This is a genomic window from Flavobacterium sp. GSB-24, from assembly GCF_027924665.1.
Taxonomy (GTDB): domain Bacteria; phylum Bacteroidota; class Bacteroidia; order Flavobacteriales; family Flavobacteriaceae; genus Flavobacterium.
Genome location: NZ_AP027043.1, coordinates 1,565,657 through 1,583,678, shown reverse-complemented (window position 1 = coordinate 1,583,678; position 18,022 = coordinate 1,565,657). Strand labels below are relative to the sequence as shown.

The 18,022-nt window shown below is 33.0% G+C and carries 16 protein-coding genes; 8 read left to right on the top strand and 8 right to left on the bottom strand.

Annotated features, from left to right (window positions below; all coding sequences use genetic code 11):
* Nucleotides 1-94: 94 nt before the first annotated feature.
* A complete protein-coding gene (locus QMG60_RS07090) occupies nucleotides 95-973 on the top strand; it encodes a helix-turn-helix domain-containing protein (protein ID WP_281867321.1) in 879 nt (292 codons plus the stop codon).
* On the opposite strand, the gene QMG60_RS07085 is transcribed toward QMG60_RS07090, so the two are convergent.
* Entirely contained in the window at nucleotides 970-2,214 is a 1,245-nt protein-coding gene (locus QMG60_RS07085; protein WP_281867320.1) for a glycosyltransferase, read from the bottom strand. The two genes, QMG60_RS07090 and QMG60_RS07085, sit on opposite strands and share 4 nt — an antisense overlap.
* 114 nt (nucleotides 2,215-2,328) lie before the next feature.
* Here QMG60_RS07085 and QMG60_RS07080 point away from each other — a divergent pair, with 114 nt between their 5' ends.
* A complete protein-coding gene (locus tag QMG60_RS07080; protein ID WP_057117541.1) occupies nucleotides 2,329-2,910 on the top strand; it encodes a tRNA-(ms[2]io[6]A)-hydroxylase in 582 nt (193 codons plus the stop codon).
* A 54-nt stretch (nucleotides 2,911-2,964) separates the two neighbouring features.
* Complete coding sequence (locus QMG60_RS07075) at nucleotides 2,965-5,724, top strand: AsmA-like C-terminal region-containing protein (RefSeq protein ID WP_281867319.1); 2,760 nt, start codon at nucleotides 2,965-2,967, stop codon at nucleotides 5,722-5,724.
* 257 nt (nucleotides 5,725-5,981) lie between these two features.
* Here QMG60_RS07075 and rpmA read toward each other — a convergent pair whose 3' ends face one another.
* Both rpmA and rplU read right to left on the bottom strand, forming a co-directional pair.
* Nucleotides 5,982-6,242, bottom strand: a complete 261-nt coding sequence (rpmA, locus tag QMG60_RS07070) for a 50S ribosomal protein L27 (RefSeq protein WP_012023622.1) — start codon at nucleotides 6,240-6,242, stop codon at nucleotides 5,982-5,984.
* 24 nt (nucleotides 6,243-6,266) lie between these two features.
* A complete protein-coding gene (rplU, locus tag QMG60_RS07065) occupies nucleotides 6,267-6,710 on the bottom strand; it encodes a 50S ribosomal protein L21 (RefSeq protein ID WP_281867318.1) in 444 nt (147 codons plus the stop codon).
* A 273-nt stretch (nucleotides 6,711-6,983) separates the two neighbouring features.
* Here rplU and QMG60_RS07060 point away from each other — a divergent pair, with 273 nt between their 5' ends.
* Nucleotides 6,984-8,306 (top strand): pitrilysin family protein, encoded by a 1,323-nt coding sequence (locus QMG60_RS07060; RefSeq protein ID WP_281867317.1) that lies wholly within the window; start codon nucleotides 6,984-6,986, stop codon nucleotides 8,304-8,306.
* 12 nt (nucleotides 8,307-8,318) lie between these two features.
* On the top strand, nucleotides 8,319-10,367 hold the full coding sequence (locus tag QMG60_RS07055; RefSeq protein WP_281867316.1) for a pitrilysin family protein: 2,049 nt from the start codon (nucleotides 8,319-8,321) through the stop codon (nucleotides 10,365-10,367).
* Nucleotides 10,368-10,621: 254 nt separating this feature from the next.
* Here QMG60_RS07055 and QMG60_RS07050 read toward each other — a convergent pair whose 3' ends face one another.
* Nucleotides 10,622-11,488 carry a DMT family transporter gene (locus tag QMG60_RS07050; RefSeq protein WP_134139251.1) on the bottom strand — a complete coding sequence of 289 codons (867 nt, stop codon included), beginning with the start codon at nucleotides 11,486-11,488 and terminating at the stop codon, nucleotides 10,622-10,624.
* Between the two features lie 99 nt (nucleotides 11,489-11,587).
* On the opposite strand from QMG60_RS07050, the gene QMG60_RS07045 reads away from it, so the two are divergent.
* Entirely contained in the window at nucleotides 11,588-11,965 is a 378-nt protein-coding gene (locus QMG60_RS07045; protein ID WP_281867315.1) for a heavy metal-associated domain-containing protein, read from the top strand.
* 247 nt (nucleotides 11,966-12,212) lie between these two features.
* Here the strand turns inward: QMG60_RS07045 and gldD are convergent, their stop codons facing one another.
* The 4 genes from gldD to mutY are packed head-to-tail and all read right to left on the bottom strand — an operon-like array spanning nucleotide 12,213 to nucleotide 15,620.
* A complete protein-coding gene (gene gldD / locus QMG60_RS07040) occupies nucleotides 12,213-12,773 on the bottom strand; it encodes a gliding motility lipoprotein GldD (protein ID WP_281867314.1) in 561 nt (186 codons plus the stop codon).
* A gap of 1 nt (nucleotide 12,774) precedes the next feature.
* Entirely contained in the window at nucleotides 12,775-14,070 is a 1,296-nt protein-coding gene (locus QMG60_RS07035; RefSeq protein WP_281867313.1) for a gliding motility-associated protein GldE, read from the bottom strand.
* A 26-nt stretch (nucleotides 14,071-14,096) separates the two neighbouring features.
* Nucleotides 14,097-14,537: a single-stranded DNA-binding protein gene (gene ssb, locus QMG60_RS07030; protein WP_057117681.1), complete on the bottom strand. Its 441-nt coding sequence runs from the start codon at nucleotides 14,535-14,537 to the stop codon at nucleotides 14,097-14,099.
* Nucleotides 14,538-14,573: 36 nt separating this feature from the next.
* Nucleotides 14,574-15,620, bottom strand: a complete 1,047-nt coding sequence (gene mutY, locus QMG60_RS07025) for an A/G-specific adenine glycosylase (protein WP_281867312.1) — start codon at nucleotides 15,618-15,620, stop codon at nucleotides 14,574-14,576.
* A 140-nt stretch (nucleotides 15,621-15,760) separates the two neighbouring features.
* On the opposite strand from mutY, the gene QMG60_RS07020 reads away from it, so the two are divergent.
* Together QMG60_RS07020 and QMG60_RS07015 are read left to right on the top strand one after the other, a co-directional pair.
* Complete coding sequence (locus QMG60_RS07020) at nucleotides 15,761-16,051, top strand: HU family DNA-binding protein (RefSeq protein WP_007805026.1); 291 nt, start codon at nucleotides 15,761-15,763, stop codon at nucleotides 16,049-16,051.
* Between the two features lie 410 nt (nucleotides 16,052-16,461).
* Nucleotides 16,462-18,006 carry a ribonuclease E/G gene (locus QMG60_RS07015; protein WP_035645529.1) on the top strand — a complete coding sequence of 515 codons (1,545 nt, stop codon included), beginning with the start codon at nucleotides 16,462-16,464 and terminating at the stop codon, nucleotides 18,004-18,006.
* Nucleotides 18,007-18,022: the final 16 nt, after the last annotated feature.

The window sequence follows — 18,022 nt, the reverse complement described above, 5'->3', positions numbered from 1 at the left end:
AAAACACCAGCACACTATAACAAAAAACAATTTATAAGGATAGTTGTGAATTTATTTCATAACTATCTTTATATTTTCAAAAATACTATTACATATGAGTTCTTCAAATGTTTCAACTTTGATAAATCCGCAAAATGGCAATTTAGCATTTAAAATTCTTTCTTTTGATGACAACAGCCATTTCGACCATTTGCAACGAAACAACTACTACTCTTTAATTTGGGTAACCAAAGGAAAAGGCAAAGTAAAAGCTGATTTTGCAGAACATCAATTTGAAGAAAACTCTCTTATAGCCTTTTCACCATATCAGCCTTTTATGCTTTGCGTAAACGAACCAATTGAAGGAATTGCGATTCATTTTCACCCAGATTTTTACTGCATTCACATGCATCAAAAAGAAGTTTCATGTAACGGCGTTTTATTCAATAACATTTATCAGCCACCTTATGTTCGTGTTACAGAACAAGCGATGCTAACTTTCAAAATGGTTATTGAGCAAATGAAAGCTGAAATTCAAAATGCTGAACTGGCACAATATGAACTGCTAATTTCGTATTTAAAGATATTTTTAATTACAGCTTCAAGACTAAAAACAGAGCAATTAGAAGAGCTGAAATCGGTTCCAGATTCAAAAGAACCTGCTATTCTTCAAAATCTGATAGATGCCATTGAACTTAATTTCAAAACCAAACATTCGGCTGGAAATTATGCAGATCTGCTAAATATTTCACCAAAAGCATTAGCAAAACTCTCTAAGAATTACTTCAATAAAACACTAACGGACTTAATTTCGGAAAGAATAATTATTGAAGCTAAACGAGAATTGTACTTAACCAATAAAACCGTAAAAGAAATAGCTTACGAACTAGGTTATGATGACGAACATTATTTCAGCCGTTTCTTTAAAACCAATGCCGATGTTTCGCCTCAGATTTATCGTGAAACTGTAGGGTTTGGAAAAATGGAGGCTTAATTTTTATTTTTGGCTTCAATCCATTTTGACATATACATGGTGCTCTTATACGCGTGATGCTGTAGTAAACTGCCCATAAAATTATGAAGCCGATGATTTGTGGAATCGATTAATAATTTATTAACCAGATTAGTTAATTCGTCTGAATAATTATTTTTTTGATAACATTCATTAATAATCGCAACAGCATTTTTCTGAGACTCTTTCCATAGATTTTCATCTTTATAAAGTGCAATTGCTTTTTTTGCAAATTCCTGCGGATCATCTTCAACAAAACCATTCCATGGTAGATTACCATGCATAGCTTCAGAACCAATTGTTGTTGTTACACTTGGCGTTCCGCATTGCATTGCCTCTAACAACTTCCCTTTCAAACCTGCTCCAAAACGAATTGGAGCCAATACAACCCTCGCCTTTTTCACCACTTCATCAGCATCTGCTGCCCTTCCCATTATAAAAAAACCATTTTTAGGCTGATGTAATTGCAGCACTTTTTGTGAGGGATAAGCGCCATAAACTTCCAAAACAGCTTCTGGAAAATCTTTTTTTATAGAAGGCCAAATCGCTTCTTTTAAATATTGCACGGTATTCCAATTCGGCTCGTGAAGAAAATTCCCTATAAAAACATAATGCTGACGATCATCAAATACAGGCAATTGCAATAAATCATCTTCAGTTATTTTATTCACTAAAAAAGGAAGATAAAAAAGCAAGTCAGAACTAATTCTAAAATTTTCTTTAAGAATTTTCATTTCGAATTCAGAAATAATTAAAGATAAATCAGACCGTAAAATACTAGCAATTTCACGTTTAGCAACTTCTTCAGAAAATAAATCAGTCATTTCAAAAGTTCGTTTTTCCTTAAATGCTTTTTGTCTTGCTGCTCTCAAACAATGTAAATCTTCGGTATCTAAAACCCTGATGGCCTTTGGGCAGTTTTCGATTACTCTCCATCCAAATTGTTCTTCAATCATAAATCGATCAAACAACACAACATCGGGATTTAGTTCCAACAAAAACGAATCAAAAGTAGCTGAATTAAGTTCTATGCTCTTTTTAATTACTCCAAGCTCGGATAAATCAACCATAAAATCACTGTCCTGCGCTGCGCTGGCAAATGTTATTTCAAATCCGTTTGCTACGAAAATTGAAATCAACTGCATCATTCTCCCGCCTGCCGCAGAAGAATTTGGCTCAGGCCACACAAACCCAATAATTAAAAGTTTTTTTAACTGATTCATTGTAATTTATTTCAACTTACAAAATAATGCTTTTTTCAGCGCAATAGCACGATATTTAGTGATTATTAGTGATAAAAAACACTAATTTTGCACGGAACTAAATGCTGGGAAATTATGTTGGGATTAAAATTAGCTACAGACCCTCGCTGGGTAAATATCGTCGAGTCAAACATCGAAGAAATTTTAACAGATCATGCTTGGTGCGAACAAAAAGCAGCCTCAAACGCAATCAGCATTGTTACCTATAACTCTGAATTAGAGGAATTAGTAACCGAAATGCTAGTAATTGCCAGAGAAGAACTAGAACATTTACAAATGGTTCATGATGTGATAAAGAAACGCGGACTTACTTTGGGACGTGAAAGGAAAGACCATTATGTGAATGAACTTTTTAAATTCATGAAAAAAGACGGCAGCAGAAGAGATGCTCTTTGCGATCGATTGTTGTTTTCTGCAATGATTGAAGCTAGAAGCTGTGAGCGTTTTAAAGTGCTTTCTGAAAATATTAAAGATGAAGAATTAGCTAAATTCTATCGCGACTTAATGATTTCTGAAGCCGGACATTACACTACTTTTCTAGGTTTTGCCAGAAAATATCAAGACAATATCGACATCGATAAACGATGGAAAGAATGGATTGAATACGAAGGTTCTATTATTACCAATTATGGTAAAAAAGAAACTGTACACGGATAAATCACGCTCTTTTTTTGACCCCATTTTTTTATATCTAAATACCATAAATTCGCTATGCAAAAAAGTAAATCCAGATCAATCGTATTTAAAATTGCGAAGTATTTCGGAATAACTTTCGTCGTTATTTTAGGATTATTATTTTTAACGCCTATCGTCTTTGAGGATCAGATTAAAGAACAGATCAAAAAAACGGCTAACGAAAGATTGAGCGCAGAACTTAATTATTCTGATGTTTCGGTTTCATTTTTTCGTCATTTCCCATCACTAACATTAACTTTAGACGATTTAAGTCTTAATGGATCAGCACCATACAAAAACGAAAAATTCATTACTGCAAAAGAGGTTTCTTTTGGAATAAATGTTGCCAGTTTGATTTTTAGCAAATCTGTAAAAATCGACCAGATTTACTTATCAGATTCTTTCATCAATGTAAAAGTGAACCCAAACGGAGAAGCGAATTACAACGTTTATAAGTCACAAAAACAATCTACTCAACCAAAAGACAGTTCTGAAGCTGCTTTAAAACTGGAACGAATTGAGATTTTAAACAGTAAAATTATTTACGACGATAAATCTACAAAAGTACATTTTGATGCTCTTGGATTTAATTATTTAGGAAAAGGAGACTTAAACAAAGCTGTTTTCGATTTATACTCAAAAGCTAAAATTGAAAAATTAAATATCGTTTATGAAGACGAACCTTATTTAATGAATAAAAAAATTGATGCCGATTTAATTACCAAAATAAACATCAACTCTCTTTCTTTCTTTTTCCAGCAAAACAACCTTAAAATCAACCAGCTTTTGGTCGATCTTAAAGGAAAATTTGACATTTTGAAAGATGGTTATAATATGGATTTTGTCATTAAATCGGACAACAGTAATTTATATGACGTATTCACAGCCTTTCCTCCAAAATACATAACATGGCTTTCGCAGACTGAAATAAAAGGAAAAGCAAATCTTCTTTTTACTTTGAAAGGTAAATACATAACCTCACAAAACATTGCACCAGATCTTAATTTAGACGTAAAAATAAATGATGGATTTGTGAATTACAACAAAAGTGCCTTTCCTGTTTCAAACTTAAATTTGGACATTAAAACAAAAGTTCCGTCTCTCAATCCCGATTTAGTAATTGTTGATGCTAAAAACCTTTCTTTAAACATCAATCAAGATTATTTAAAATCAAAGTTTTTGGTTAAAGGCGTGAACACACCAGATATTAACGGGCAATTTAATGCTAAAATCGATTTAGAAAAATTAACCAGAGCGCTTGGAATTCCTAACATTCAACTAAAAGGAGCTTTAGTAAGCGATGCAAAAGTTAACGGGGTCTTTGATCAAAAAAACAAACGCTTTCCGATTACAAACGGTAAAATAGATTTGAAAAATGGATATTTAAAAACGCCATATTATCCAAATCCAATTACCAATATTACGATTAACTCTAAAATTGAAAATCAAAAAGGTACTTTTCAAGATTTAAAAGTGAATCTAAAACCAGTTCAATTTACGTTTGAAGGCAAACCTGTTTTCGTTCAGGCTGACTTAAGTAATTTTGATGATTTGACTTATGATGTAAAAGCAAAAGGCGAATTAGACGTAAATCGCATCTATAAAGTCTTCTCACAGAAAGGACTTGACCTAGATGGTTTTGTAAAAGCCGACTTGGTTTTAAAAGGAAAACAAAGCGACGCTGAAAAAGGAAATTACAGCAAATTACACAATAAAGGAACTCTTGAATTAAGAAATATCGGAATTGCTTCGGAATATCTTCCAAAGAAATTTATTATCAAAGAAGGCATTTTCAAAATCAATCAAGATAAAATGTCATTTAATAATTTCTTAGCTGCTTACGGACAGTCTGATTTTAAAATGAATGGGTATCTTCAGAACGTTTTCAATTACGCCACAACAAATACAGGCATCTTAAGAGGTTCTTTTAAAGTTACAGCACGATACATCAATGTTGATGAATTTATGTCTGCTACAGATCCAAATACTTCTGTAGCGCAAAATCCTGCACCTAAAACAGAAACAAAACCAGCAGCAAATAAACAGACTGGCGTGATCATTATTCCAACAAATCTAAACTTACAATTATTCGCAAGTGCCGAAAAGGTAAATTTTGACAAGCTAAATCTACAGAATGCAACTGGAAATTTAAGCATGAAAAATGGTAAATTAACCATGCAGAATACTGGTTTCAACTTAATTGGATGTAATGTTTCAATGAATGCCAATTATCAAGCGGTAACGCCTCAAAAAGCAAATTTTGATTATTCAATTAAAGCTGCTGATTTTGATATTAAAAGAGCATACAATGAAATAGAAGTTTTTAGAAAAATGGCCAGCGCTGCAGAAAAAGCGCAGGGAATTGTTTCTTTAGATTATCAGCTAAAAGGCCGTCTAAATGGAAATATGGATCCCGTTTATCCTTCACTTGTTGGCGGCGGAACACTTTCTGTAAAAGATGTAAAAGTGAGAGGATTAAAAATGTTTAATGCGGTAAGCAAACAAACAAACTCGGAGTCTATGAAGAATCCAGATGTTTCAAAAGTTGACATTAAAACTACCGTTAAAAACAATATCATAACCGTAGAACGTTTTAAATTTAAGTTTGCCGGCTTCCGACCAAGAATTGAAGGAACAACAAGTTTAGACGGAAAAATGAATTTAAAAATGCGTTTAGGACTACCTCCTTTTGGCATATTTGGAATTCCGCTTACTGTAACAGGAACGCAAGATAATCCTAAAGTAAAAGTGGGAAGAAAAACTGAAGACCTGGAAGAAACTAAGGATACTGAATAATAAATTCCAATTTAAAAATTCCAAATTCCAATTTAAAAAAATACCCTATAGCCTTTGTCAAAGTTTAAAACATTGACGAAGGTTTTTTTTCGCTGCATTGGGGAACGAAGCAAACACACCCATACTAATTGATTTTGCACATGAGATTGCTTCGTTCCTCGCAATGACCAATCTTTGTCGAGTTCACGGCAACAAATATTAAAAACAAAAAACCCGTTCATTTCTGAACGGGTTTTGTAAAAAGTAATCTTTGATTATTATGCCTCGAAAGGAATAATAGATACATAAGATTTGTTATCTCTTTTCTTTTGGAACTTAACAACTCCAGCAACTCTTGCGTGAAGAGTGTGATCTTTACTAATGTAAACGTTTTCACCTGGATTGTGTTTTGAACCTCTTTGTCTAACGATGATGTTTCCAGCAATAGCAGCTTGACCACCATAAATCTTAACGCCTAGACGTTTTGATTCTGATTCTCTACCATTCTTCGAACTACCGACACCTTTCTTGTGAGCCATGACGTATGAGTTTAAATATTGTTATTATTCTTTAGTAGCTTCTTTTTTTGCTTTTGGAGCTGCTGCTTTTTTTGCTTTTGGAGCTGCTTCAACTTCAGTTGCTGGTGCATCTTCTGCTACAACTGCTTTTTTAGCTGCTGCTTTTTTAGTTCCACCCGCTGCAGTAATACCTTCAATTACAATTTGTGTAAGATATTGTCTGTGACCATTTCTCTTTTTGTATCCTTTTCTTCTTTTCTTTTTGAAAACGATAACTTTATCACCTTTTAAGTGTTGTAACACTTTAGCTTCTACTGAAGCACCTTCTATAGCTGGGGCGCCTAAAGTTACGCTTCCGTTATCGTCTAATAAAAGAACTTTGTCAAATGAAACACTTGAACCTTCTTCGTTAGACAAACGGTGAACATAAACCTTTAAGTCTTTGCTTACTTTAAATTGTTGCCCTGCTATCTCTACGATTGCATACATACCAAATTGATTTATTGATTTTTAAGGTTGCAAATATACAATTAATAATTTATTGTGCAATCTCTAAAAGCAAAAATATTTTCAACCCAAAAAGCGCTGTATTTCAAGCACTTTAAATCAAAAAATAGATTTTATTTAAAGTAAAAGATTGTTAAAATAGCCGTAAATTAAAAACAAATCTTTAATTGATAATTAAAAAAAACTATTTTTGATGTAACTAAAATCAACTCTGGTCTACCTACTCTTGTTTGATATATAAAATTATTAATCTTTATGAAAAAATCAATAATGATGTTAAGTGCTGCATTAATGCTCGGCGGAGTGGCTCATGCTCAAAAAGTAGCTTTTGAAGAATACAATCTAGATAATGGGCTGCATGTTATTTTACACAACGATCCTTCTGCTCCAGTTGTTATCACATCGGTAATGTATCATGTGGGGTCAAAAGATGAACGTCCGGACAGAACGGGATTTGCACACTTTTTTGAGCATTTATTATTTGAAGGAACTCAAAATATTAAACGCGGTGAATGGATGAAAATTGTTACCGCAAATGGCGGCGTTAATAATGCCAACACATCTGATGACAGAACGTATTATTATGAAGTTTTTCCTTCTAACAGTTTAGAACTTGGTTTATGGATGGAATCTGAAAGATTAATGCATCCTATTATTAATAAGATTGGTGTTGAAACTCAGAACGAAGTTGTAAAAGAAGAAAAAAGAATGCGTTACGACAATCAGCCGTATGGGAACATTCTGCCTGAGGTTAAAAAGAACATGTTCAAAAAACATCCTTACAAATGGACAACTATTGGATCTATGCAAGATCTAGACGCCGCAACTCTAGAAGAATTTCAGGCTTTTAATAAAAAATTCTACACACCAAATAATGCCGTTTTGGTTGTTGCTGGAGATTTTGATAAAACAAAAACAAAAGAATGGATTCAGAAATATTTTGGACCAATTCCAAGAGGAGAAGAAGTTAAAAAGCAAACTTATATCGAAGACCCAATTACACAGCCAATTAAAGCTACTTATGAAGACCCGAACATTCAGATTCCGATGATTGTTGCTTCTTACAGAACGCCTTCGATGAAAACTAGAGATGCTCGAGTTTTAGACTTAATTTCTTCTTATCTAAGTGACGGAAAAAGCTCTAAATTGTACAAGAAGATTGTTGATGACAAAAAGATGGCTTTACAGATTGGCGCTGTAGGATTTAGTCAGGAAGATTATGGAATGTATATTTTGTACGGTTTACCAATGGCTCCAAATACAACTGCAGATATCTTAAAAGAAATGGACGAGGAAATTGTAAAAATTCAAACCGATCTTATTTCTGAAAAAGATTATGAAAAATTACAAAACAAATTCGATAATAACTATGTAAATGCAAATTCTAGCGTAGAAGGAATTGCAGAAAATCTTGCTTCTTATTATTTGCTTTATGGCGATGTGAATTTAATTAATACTGAAATCGACATTTACCATTCTATTACGAGAGAAGAAATTAGAGAGGTTGCCAAGAAATATTTAAATCCAAATCAACGCTTAATTCTAGATTATATTCCTACCCCTAAATCTCAAAACTAAGAATATCGAATCATGAAAAAAATATATACTTTTTTAATCCTTTTATTCCTAACTGGAATTATGCAAGCACAAGATCGTCCACAACCCAAACCAGGCAATGCGCCAGTAGTCAATATCAAAAAACCGCAAACCTTTGTTTTAGCAAATGGCATGAAAGTTTTGATAGTTGAAAACCATAAATTACCTCGGGTAAGTTTTACGCTTACTCTAGATAATGCGCCATTTACTGAAGGTAATAAAAAAGGAGTTGATGAATTAACAAGCAGTTTAATCGGAAACGGGACTAAAAAAACAACAAAAGAAGCTTTTAATGAAGAAATTGACTTTTACGGAGCAAGTATAAACTTTACTTCGCAAGGTGCTTATGCAAGCTCATTATCAAAATATTCTGGACGCGTTTTAGAGCTTTTGGCCGAAGGTGCATTACAACCCAATTTTACTCAGGCAGAATTTGATAAAGAAAAAGCAAAACTACTTGAAGGTCTTAAAGCTGACGAAAAAAGTGTCCCTGCAATTTCTAACCGAGTTGTTGATGTTTTAGCCTTTGGAAAAAATCATCCGACAGGAGAATATCTTTCTGAAGAAACTGTAAAAAATGTAACTCTTGCAGATGTTCAGAACAACTACAGTACATATTTTGTTCCAGAAAATGCTTATTTAGTTGTTATTGGAGATGTCAAATTCAAAGAAACAAAAGCAGCGGTAGAAAAATTGTTTAGCGGATGGAAAAAACAAAACGCTCCAAAAAACAATTACCCTGATCCTGTAAATCCTTCAAAACTACAAATTGATTTTGTAGATGTTCCAAATGCTGTTCAATCTGAAATCTCACTAGTTAACACTCTTAATTTAAGAATGAGCGATCCAGATTTTTTCCCTGCTGTTATTGCAAATCAAATTTTAGGAGGTGATTTCAACAGTTATTTGAACATGAATTTACGCGAGCAGCACGCTTGGACGTACGGAGCAAACTCAAGTATTGGAAGCGGAAAATATGTGACTAAATTCAAAGCATCGTCTGCAGTTAGAAACACCGTTACAGACAGCGCTGTTGTTCAATTTATTAAAGAAATAAAAAGAATACGTTCTGAAAGAGTTGATCCAGAAGTATTAAGAAATGTAAAAGCGGGATATATAGGAAGATTTGTAATGCAGGTTGAAAAACCGCAGGCTGTTGCCCGTTATGCTTTAAACATTGAAACAGAAAAACTTCCAGCTGATTTCTATGAAAAATATATCCAAACAATCAATAACGTTACAGCTGACGATATTTATCGCGTTGCAAACAAATATTTCTTATTAGACAATATGCGTATTGTAATTGTTGGAAAAGGATCTGATGTAATTTCGAGTTTAGAAAAATTACAAATTCCGATTTTCTATTATGATAGATTTGGAACTCCAATCGAAAAACCTTCTGTAAAAAAAGAAGCTCCAAAAGACATAACAGCAAAAACAGTTTTTGAAAATTACATTAAAGCAATTGGAGGAGAAAAAGCTGTTACTTCTGTAAAAACACTTTTTATGAATGGTTCTACGACTATTCCGCAAGCTCCTACTCCATTGACTTTTATTTCAAAATTAGATTCAAAAGGAAAAATGATGGTTTCGCTTTCAATGGGAACCATTAATTTAATGAAACAAGTTGTAAACGAAAAAGGCGCTTATGTTGAACAACAAGGACAAAGAAAAAATCTGGAAGGCAAAGATTTAGCCGACATGAAAGCTAATGCAGCTCCTTTTGAAGAATTACAGCTCGTAAAAAGAACTGATTTAAAAGTAGAAGGAATTGAACCAATCAACGGAAGTGATGCTTATGTAATTAAAGACGGGCAAACAACTTATTACTATGATGTTAAATCAGGTTTAAAAACGGCAGAATCTAAAATTCGTGAACAAGGCGGTAAATCAGCAGCGCAAATCACTAATTTTAACGATTACAGAGAAGTAAAAGGAGTTAAAGTTCCTTATAATTTAGTCCAAAATGTTGGTTTTGAATTAGACATTAAAATGTCTGATATCAAAATTAACGAAGGAGTTTCTGAAGCAGATTTTTTGTAGTAGAGGTTCAAAGCTATAAAGGCTCAAAGGAACAAAGGTTTTGAGCTACTAAGTCACTTAGGTTATAAGATTTTTTAAGGGCTTTGTCAAAGTTAGAAACTTTGACAAAGCTTTTTTTTATTCATCACGTTTGTCAAGCTGAGCGGAGTTGAAGCCATTTACGCTCTTCGACTTCGCTCAGAGTGACAGACTAAACTTCAATACATTTTACAAATAACTTTTCACTCATAACTCATAATTCATAATTCAAAAAATCACTTTTTAGCCGATAAATAAACGCCAATTAAAATAATAAATGCTCCGAAAAACTGAATCGGAGTCAGCATTTCGTTATCTAATAATCCCCAGAAAAAAGCGACTATCGGAATTAAATAAGTTACCGATGTTGCAAAAACCGGCGATGACATTTGAATCAATTTAAAGAAAAGGATATTCGCAATTCCAGTTCCTAAAACACCCAGAATCATTATAAAAAATATCGAGTGCTGGGTCTCTGCCAAATGTATTTTTTGGCTGATATCAGTTGTGCTTAAAATAATTAATGCTGGCAGAAACAGAACCGCAAAATTCCCAGTTGTAATGCTTATGGAATTCAAATCGTGTAAATATTTTTTAATCAAATTCACATTGATTGCATAACTCAAAGTTGCAATAACCACCAATAAAACACACACATAATTCTGGCCTGACTGCGCAGAATCTCCAGTTAAAACCAAAAGCAAACATCCTACAAGCCCAACAAAGACTCCTAAAACTTGCCTTTTCTGAAACTGAATTCCGAAAGCAATTATTCCTAAAACTAAAGTATTTAAAGGAGTAAGCGAATTTAAAATAGCAACTATTGAACTATCGACTTGAGTTTCTGCAATAGCAAAAAGATAAGCCGGCATAAAAGTTCCGAAAAGCGAAGTTACTGCAACAAATTTCCATTGACGGCGAGAGATTTTTTTCAGACTGTTAAAACCTATAATCAGTAAAAATAAAGCAGCAAAAATAATTCGGAATGATCCGACTTGAATCGCAGTCAAACCAACTAGTCCTCTTTTTATTAAAATAAAGGAGCTTCCCCAAATAAGAGAAAGAATCAATAAATATATCCACTTTAACTGCTTTGTATCCATAAATCGCATTTTACTGCAAATTTGTAATAATTTTGCGAACTAACCTTTGTCTTTTTATTAATTTTGCAAGAAAGAAATCGCAATTTAAATTTATATATAATGAAAATTTCAAGAATTTTAATCGCCGCAACAATTGCCGGTTTAGCATTTGTTAGTTGTAAAAAAGAAGAAGATAAAAGTCTTCAAGTTGTAAACGCAGAAAAAAACGCTCCAAAAGAACATAAAGCAATTGCTCCTGAAAATTTACAAACAGCAAGTTTTACAATAGAAGGAATGACTTGCGCTGTAGGATGCGCTAAAACAATAGAAGAAGAATTAGCAAATCTGGATGGAGTTGATAAAGCTTCTGTAGATTTCGATAAAAAAACAGCAACAGTAAGTTTTGATAAAACCATTCAAAATCCTGAATCATTAACTAAAGTTGTTCAAGATACTGGAGACGGAAAAACATATAAAGTTTCGAATTTTAAGTCTTAAATTCTAAGAAATATTCATTCCATTGGAATGTTTGGTTGGTAGAATAAAGTTGGAATTACAATTAAACGTTCCGTAGGAACCGTTTGAGCGTTCATTTATAAATGTTATTTCCGCAAAAACAATTGTCCTTACTGGACACAATGTAAAACGAAATTATTTTTTTTCTACCGATGAGATATTCCTACGGAATATTAAATTAGTTATAGAGAGGAATAAAAAAGGAATCCAAAATTGGATTCCTTTTTTGTTATTTCCACTTCAATGTTTCCATCAAACGCTGCATGTCGTTTTTAACATAACTCGCAGCAGGCATAATCGAATCAAAATTTGGTTTTGCGTAAAAATAAACCGAACCTATTAAAAAGTGTTTCGTGCTGTCTGTAACGTAAAATTGCGAATTAGTCGCTGCATTTCCATCAACTTGATAAAACATTCCGTAAACCTTCTTTTGCGGATTTATATAAGGTTGTTCTAAAATATCGTCTGCTTTAATTACGTGTTCGTATGTCAGTTTTTGGGCGTCACGTAATAACTTATCAATATTGCCATTTACAGGCTTATATGTCAAATAGATAGTCGCTTTCATTTTTGGATAAGTAATCGCAAAACCGCAATCTTTTTCACCTTTTATAACGGCGTCTTCATTCATTTGAAAAGCAAACGGGCAGTTGTTCTCAAAATTCACATATTTTGCTTCTGGATAATCTAATCGCAAAAAACTAGCTGGTTTAGGCAAAACGTCATTTTTACAGCTTAAAACCGTTAGCGCAAGCAAAATTGCAGTTATTGAAAGTATTCTATTAGGCATTTTAATTTATTGTTACTTTTATTTGTTTTACACGCTTTTTATCAACTGTTTCTATTGTGAAAATACAGTTTTCAAAAGGTACTTTTTGATCTTTTTTCGGAAAATTACCTAAGATCTCTAAGATAAATCCAGCCAATGTCTCTGCTTCTCCTTTATGAGATTCAAAAACATCTTCGTCAACATTTACAATTCTATAGAAATCTTTCAGATTTATTTTTCCTTCAAAAAGAAAGTTATTTTCATCAATCTGTGAGAAGTTCAGATTTTCATCATCAAACTCGTCGCTGATATCTCCAACTATTTCCTCGATTACATCTTCTAGAGAAACTAATCCTGAAGTTCCTCCATATTCGTCGACCACAATTGCTAAATGACTTTTCAAACTCTGAAAATCTTTTAAAAGATTATCAAGCTTTTTATTCTCTGGAACAAAAAATGCTTCTCGAATTAACGAATTCCAGTCAAATTCTTCTTTATCAATATGAGGCAGTAAATCTTTTACGAAAAGTACTCCTTCAATTTGATCAATATTATCACGATAAATTGGAATTCTCGAAAATCCTTTTTCAATTATTTTAGGATAAATAGACGCAAAAGATTCTGATATTTCTAATGCAAAAATATCAATTCTCGGACTCATTACCTGTTTTGTATCAGTATTTCCGAAAGAAACAATTCCTTCTAAAATTTTTTGTTCTTCGGTTGAAGTTCCTTCAGAATCTGTCAGTTCCAAAGCCTGCGAAAGCTGATTAATCGAAAAACTATTCTTTTGTTTTCCCAATTTATTCTGCAAATATATAGTAAGAGCACGCATTGGCAAACTTATAGGAGATAGTATCTTATCTAAAAAAGCCAGCGGATATGCCACTCGTTTAGCAAAACGCACACTGTTTCTGCTCGCATAAACTTTAGGAAGTACTTCGCCAAATAATAAGATAAAAAAGGTAACTAAAACTACTTCAAGCGTAAATTTAAAAGCAGGTGAACTTATTGTAGAAAAGATATTCTGTCCTATATATGCAAATAAGATAACAACACCTATATTGAAAAAGTTATTGGCGACCAGTAATGTAGCCAGCAGTTTTTTAGGTTTATCTAATAGGTTTGAGATGATTTTACCTTTTGCCTGATTATCGTTTAGGGTATCATCGATTTCTTGCTGTGATAGAGAAAAGAGAGCTACTTCAGCACCTGAAACTATTGCTGAAAGAAACAACAAAATAAATATTCCGACGAAACCAATAATTAAATTAGCGTCTAGATTTGTTGTAAAAAATAAACTGGGCTCCGGGTCCAAATTGCAAAAAATTAGTTAAACATCCTTTAGAAAGGCAGATCGTTAATCGGAAGCCCTTCATTAGCAGCATCAAAGTTAGTATTTTTTGTTGATTCTGCATCTTGATTTTGTTTCGTATGTGCAGTTTCTTTTTTGGTAGTCAGAAAAGTAAATTCCGTTACTTGAATCTCTGTGGTGTATTTGGTAGTTCCGTCTTCTGCCTGCCATTGGCGAGATTTTATCCTTCCTTCAACATATATTTTATCTCCTTTAGAAAGATATTTTTCGCAAATTTCTGCGGCTTTATTGCGTACAACCAAGTTATGCCACTCCGTAGAAGTGATCTTTTCGTTAGTTGTTTTATTGATATAAACTTCATTGGTAGCCAGCTGAAAACGTCCGATGCAATTTCCGCCATCAAAATAATGCATCTTCACATCATCGCCTAAATGGCCAATGAGCATCACTTTATTTAATGTTCCGTTCATAGTTTTTGGTGGTATTTCTACCAAAGATACATTTTTTTAGCAAATTATTTCTTGCTTTTCTATAAAATTATAAATCACAATAGGGAAAGGAAAAGTTTTTAATTTTTCTGGATCAACTCCATTTTCTATTTTCTCTTTTACTTTAATTTTCCAAAACTGTATATGCAGATGCTGATGCGAAAGTTTATGTATTATTGTCGATGTAGCACAATCCTCTATACCTATAATAGTATAAGAGGGAAACATTTCTTCTTTTGCGATTTTTGAAACTACATCAAAATCTACTATCGACTCAGTCTCTAAGAGTGGAAACTCGTATAAATTATGCCAAATGCCCTTATCAGTTCTTTTTTGAATAAGTGTATTTCCTATAGCATCTTCCAATATCAAATAATTAAAATAGCGATTTGACACTTTTACTTTTTTAGATTTTACAGGAAGCTGGTTTACCTTTCCCTTTTGCAAAGCCAGACAGCTATCATTAAAAACACAAATCGAGCAATTTGGACTTTTCGGCACACATTGAAGTGCACCAAATTCCATAATCGCCTGATTGAATATCGCTGGATTATCTTTAGACATTAATTCTTGGGCCAGAGCTGCAAATTCTTTTTTAGCTGCAGGATTGGCAATATCGGTTTCAATATCAAAATATCGCGACAAAACACGAAACACATTTCCGTCTACTACAGGAACCGATTCATTATAAGAAAAAGATGCAATTGCCGCCGCTGTATATTCACCAACACCTTTAAGTTTTAAAAGCTCTTTATAAGAATCCGGAAAAACTCCTTTTAAATCATTAGATACATATTGAGCAGTTTTATGAAGATTACGAGCCCTAGAATAATACCCTAAACCCTGCCAAAGCTTTAAAACTTTTTCTTCTGAGGCATCTGCCAAATCTTTTACAGTAGGAAATTCCTTGGTAAAAGCAAAAAAATAAGGCATTCCTTGAGCAACTCGCGTCTGCTGAAGCATAATTTCTGAGAGCCAAATTTGGTACGGATCGACCGTTTTTCGCCATGGTAAATCACGCTTGTTTTGTAAATACCATTTTATCAATATGTTAGAAAAATCCATTGCAAAATACTTAGATTACAAAAGTAAATGTTTATGTAATTAAAATTTAACGAATTAGCTTGATTAATTATTTTTTTAATTCCTATATTTGCAAACTCAAAAAAATAGTACACCATTTATAAAATAAAATAGGAAAGAAAATGACGAAAGCAGATATCGTAGCGAAGATTTCAGAGAAACTAGGTCTTGAAAAAGGAGATGTTCAAGCAACAGTAGAAACTTTTATGGAAGAAGTTAAAACTTCTTTAGAAACTGGAGACAATGTTTACCTAAGAGGTTTTGGTAGTTTTATTGTAAAAACTAGAGCTGAAAAGACTGGAAGAAACATTTCTAAAAACACAACAATTAAAATTCCAGCACACAACATTCCTGCGTTTAAACCTGCGAAAGTATTTGTAGAAGGAGTTAAAACAAACAACGAAGCAAAATAATATTAATTAACATAAATCAGACACGATATGCCAAGTGGTAAAAAAAGAAAGAGACATAAGGTAGCTACTCACAAACGTAAGAAAAGAGCGAGAGCTAACCGCCACAAAAAGAAAAAGTAGTTTTAAACTACTTTTTTCTTTTTAAACGTTCATTGAAATTTGGGAAATTTCAAAAATTCCAAAAAATAAAATCCAAAATCCAAAAATTAAGAAATCAATATTGATTCAATTGGAATTTGGAATTTAAAAATTGAAATTTAAACTTTCCCTCCCGGGTTCAATACCTGTTAAAATATTGTTTAATCCATCTGTAGATAAGATTTTAGATCTTAGATTTTAGATTTTAGACGCAAGTCTATACTCTTCTCTCTATATTCTATTTTCTGAAAAAACAGATAAAAATTTACAGTGTGAATAAAGAATTAATCATTAGATCTAGTTCTGAAGCCGTAGATTTTGCCTTATTAAAAGATGGAAAACTAATTGAATTACACAAAGAAGAAGAAAAAAGCAACTTTCAGGTTGGTGATATTTTTATTGCCAAAATCAGAAAACCAGTTGCTGGACTTAATGCTGCTTTTGTAAATGTCGGTTTCGAAAAAGATGCCTTTTTACATTATCACGATTTAGGTCCAAACTTAGCTTCCCAACTGAAATTCATAAAACTTGTAAGCGCAGGTAAAATAAAAGATTTCTCCCTAAAAACCTTTCAGTTTGAAAAAGAGATTGACAAAGATGGCATCATTACTGATATTTTAAGTGCCAATCAATCTGTTTTAGTTCAAGTAGTTAAAGAACCTATATCTACCAAAGGCCCAAGAATAAGTGCTGAGCTTTCATTGGCTGGAAGATTTATCGTTCTAGTTCCTTTTTCTGATAGAGTTTCTATTTCTCAAAAAATAGAAGACAAAAAAGAAAAGGATCGTCTAAAAAAACTTGTTCTATCGATCAAACCTAAAGGATTTGGTGTTATTGTTCGTACAGTAGCCGAAGGCAAAAACGTAGCCGAATTAGAAAAAGATTTGCAGAACCTGCTTGGCAGATGGTCTGCAATGTGTAAAAAATTACCAACTGCTCATCATCCATCAAAAGTATTAGGAGAGCTTAACAGAGCTTCTTCAATATTAAGAGATGTATTTAATGATACCTTCAGCGGTATTCAAATAGATGACGAAGAGTTGTACCATCAAACGAAGGAATATCTGCAAGAAATTGCACCTTCAAAACAATCGATTGTAAAGTTTTATCAATCAAATGATACTCCAATTTTCGAGAAATACAATATAGAGAGACAAATCAAAACTTCTTTTGGCAGAACTGTTTCCATGAGTAAAGGTGCTTACCTTATTATTGAACACACTGAAGCTCTTCACGTTATAGACGTAAACAGCGGAAACCGTTCAAACAAAGCAACCAACCAAGAAGACACGGCCATGGAGGTAAATATGATTGCCGCAGCAGAAATCGCAAGACAACTTCGTCTGCGTGATATGGGCGGAATAATCGTAGTTGATTTTATCGATATGTCTAATCCTGAAAATAGGAAAGTTTTGTTCGACTTCTTGCGAGAAGAAATGAGCGACGATAAAGCAAAGCATAAAATATTACCGCCGAGTAAATTTGGTTTAGTCCAGATTACAAGACAGCGAGTAAGACCAGAAGTCAATATAAAAACTAGAGAAGAGGATCCAAATAAAGTAAATGGTGAAATTGAAGCACCAATATTAATAATTGACAAGATCACTTCTGATTTAGAAAGACTTCTAAAAACCCACAATAAAGTTGTACTCAACACACATCCGTTTGTGGCTGCATACCTCAGCAAAGGTTTTCCATCATTACGTTCAAAATGGTTTTTTGAACATAAGAAATGGGTGAAAATCATACCTCGTGACGCTTACACGTACTTAGAATACCATTTCTATGATAAAAAAGGAAATGTTATTTCAGAATAAAAATCAAAACCGCCCC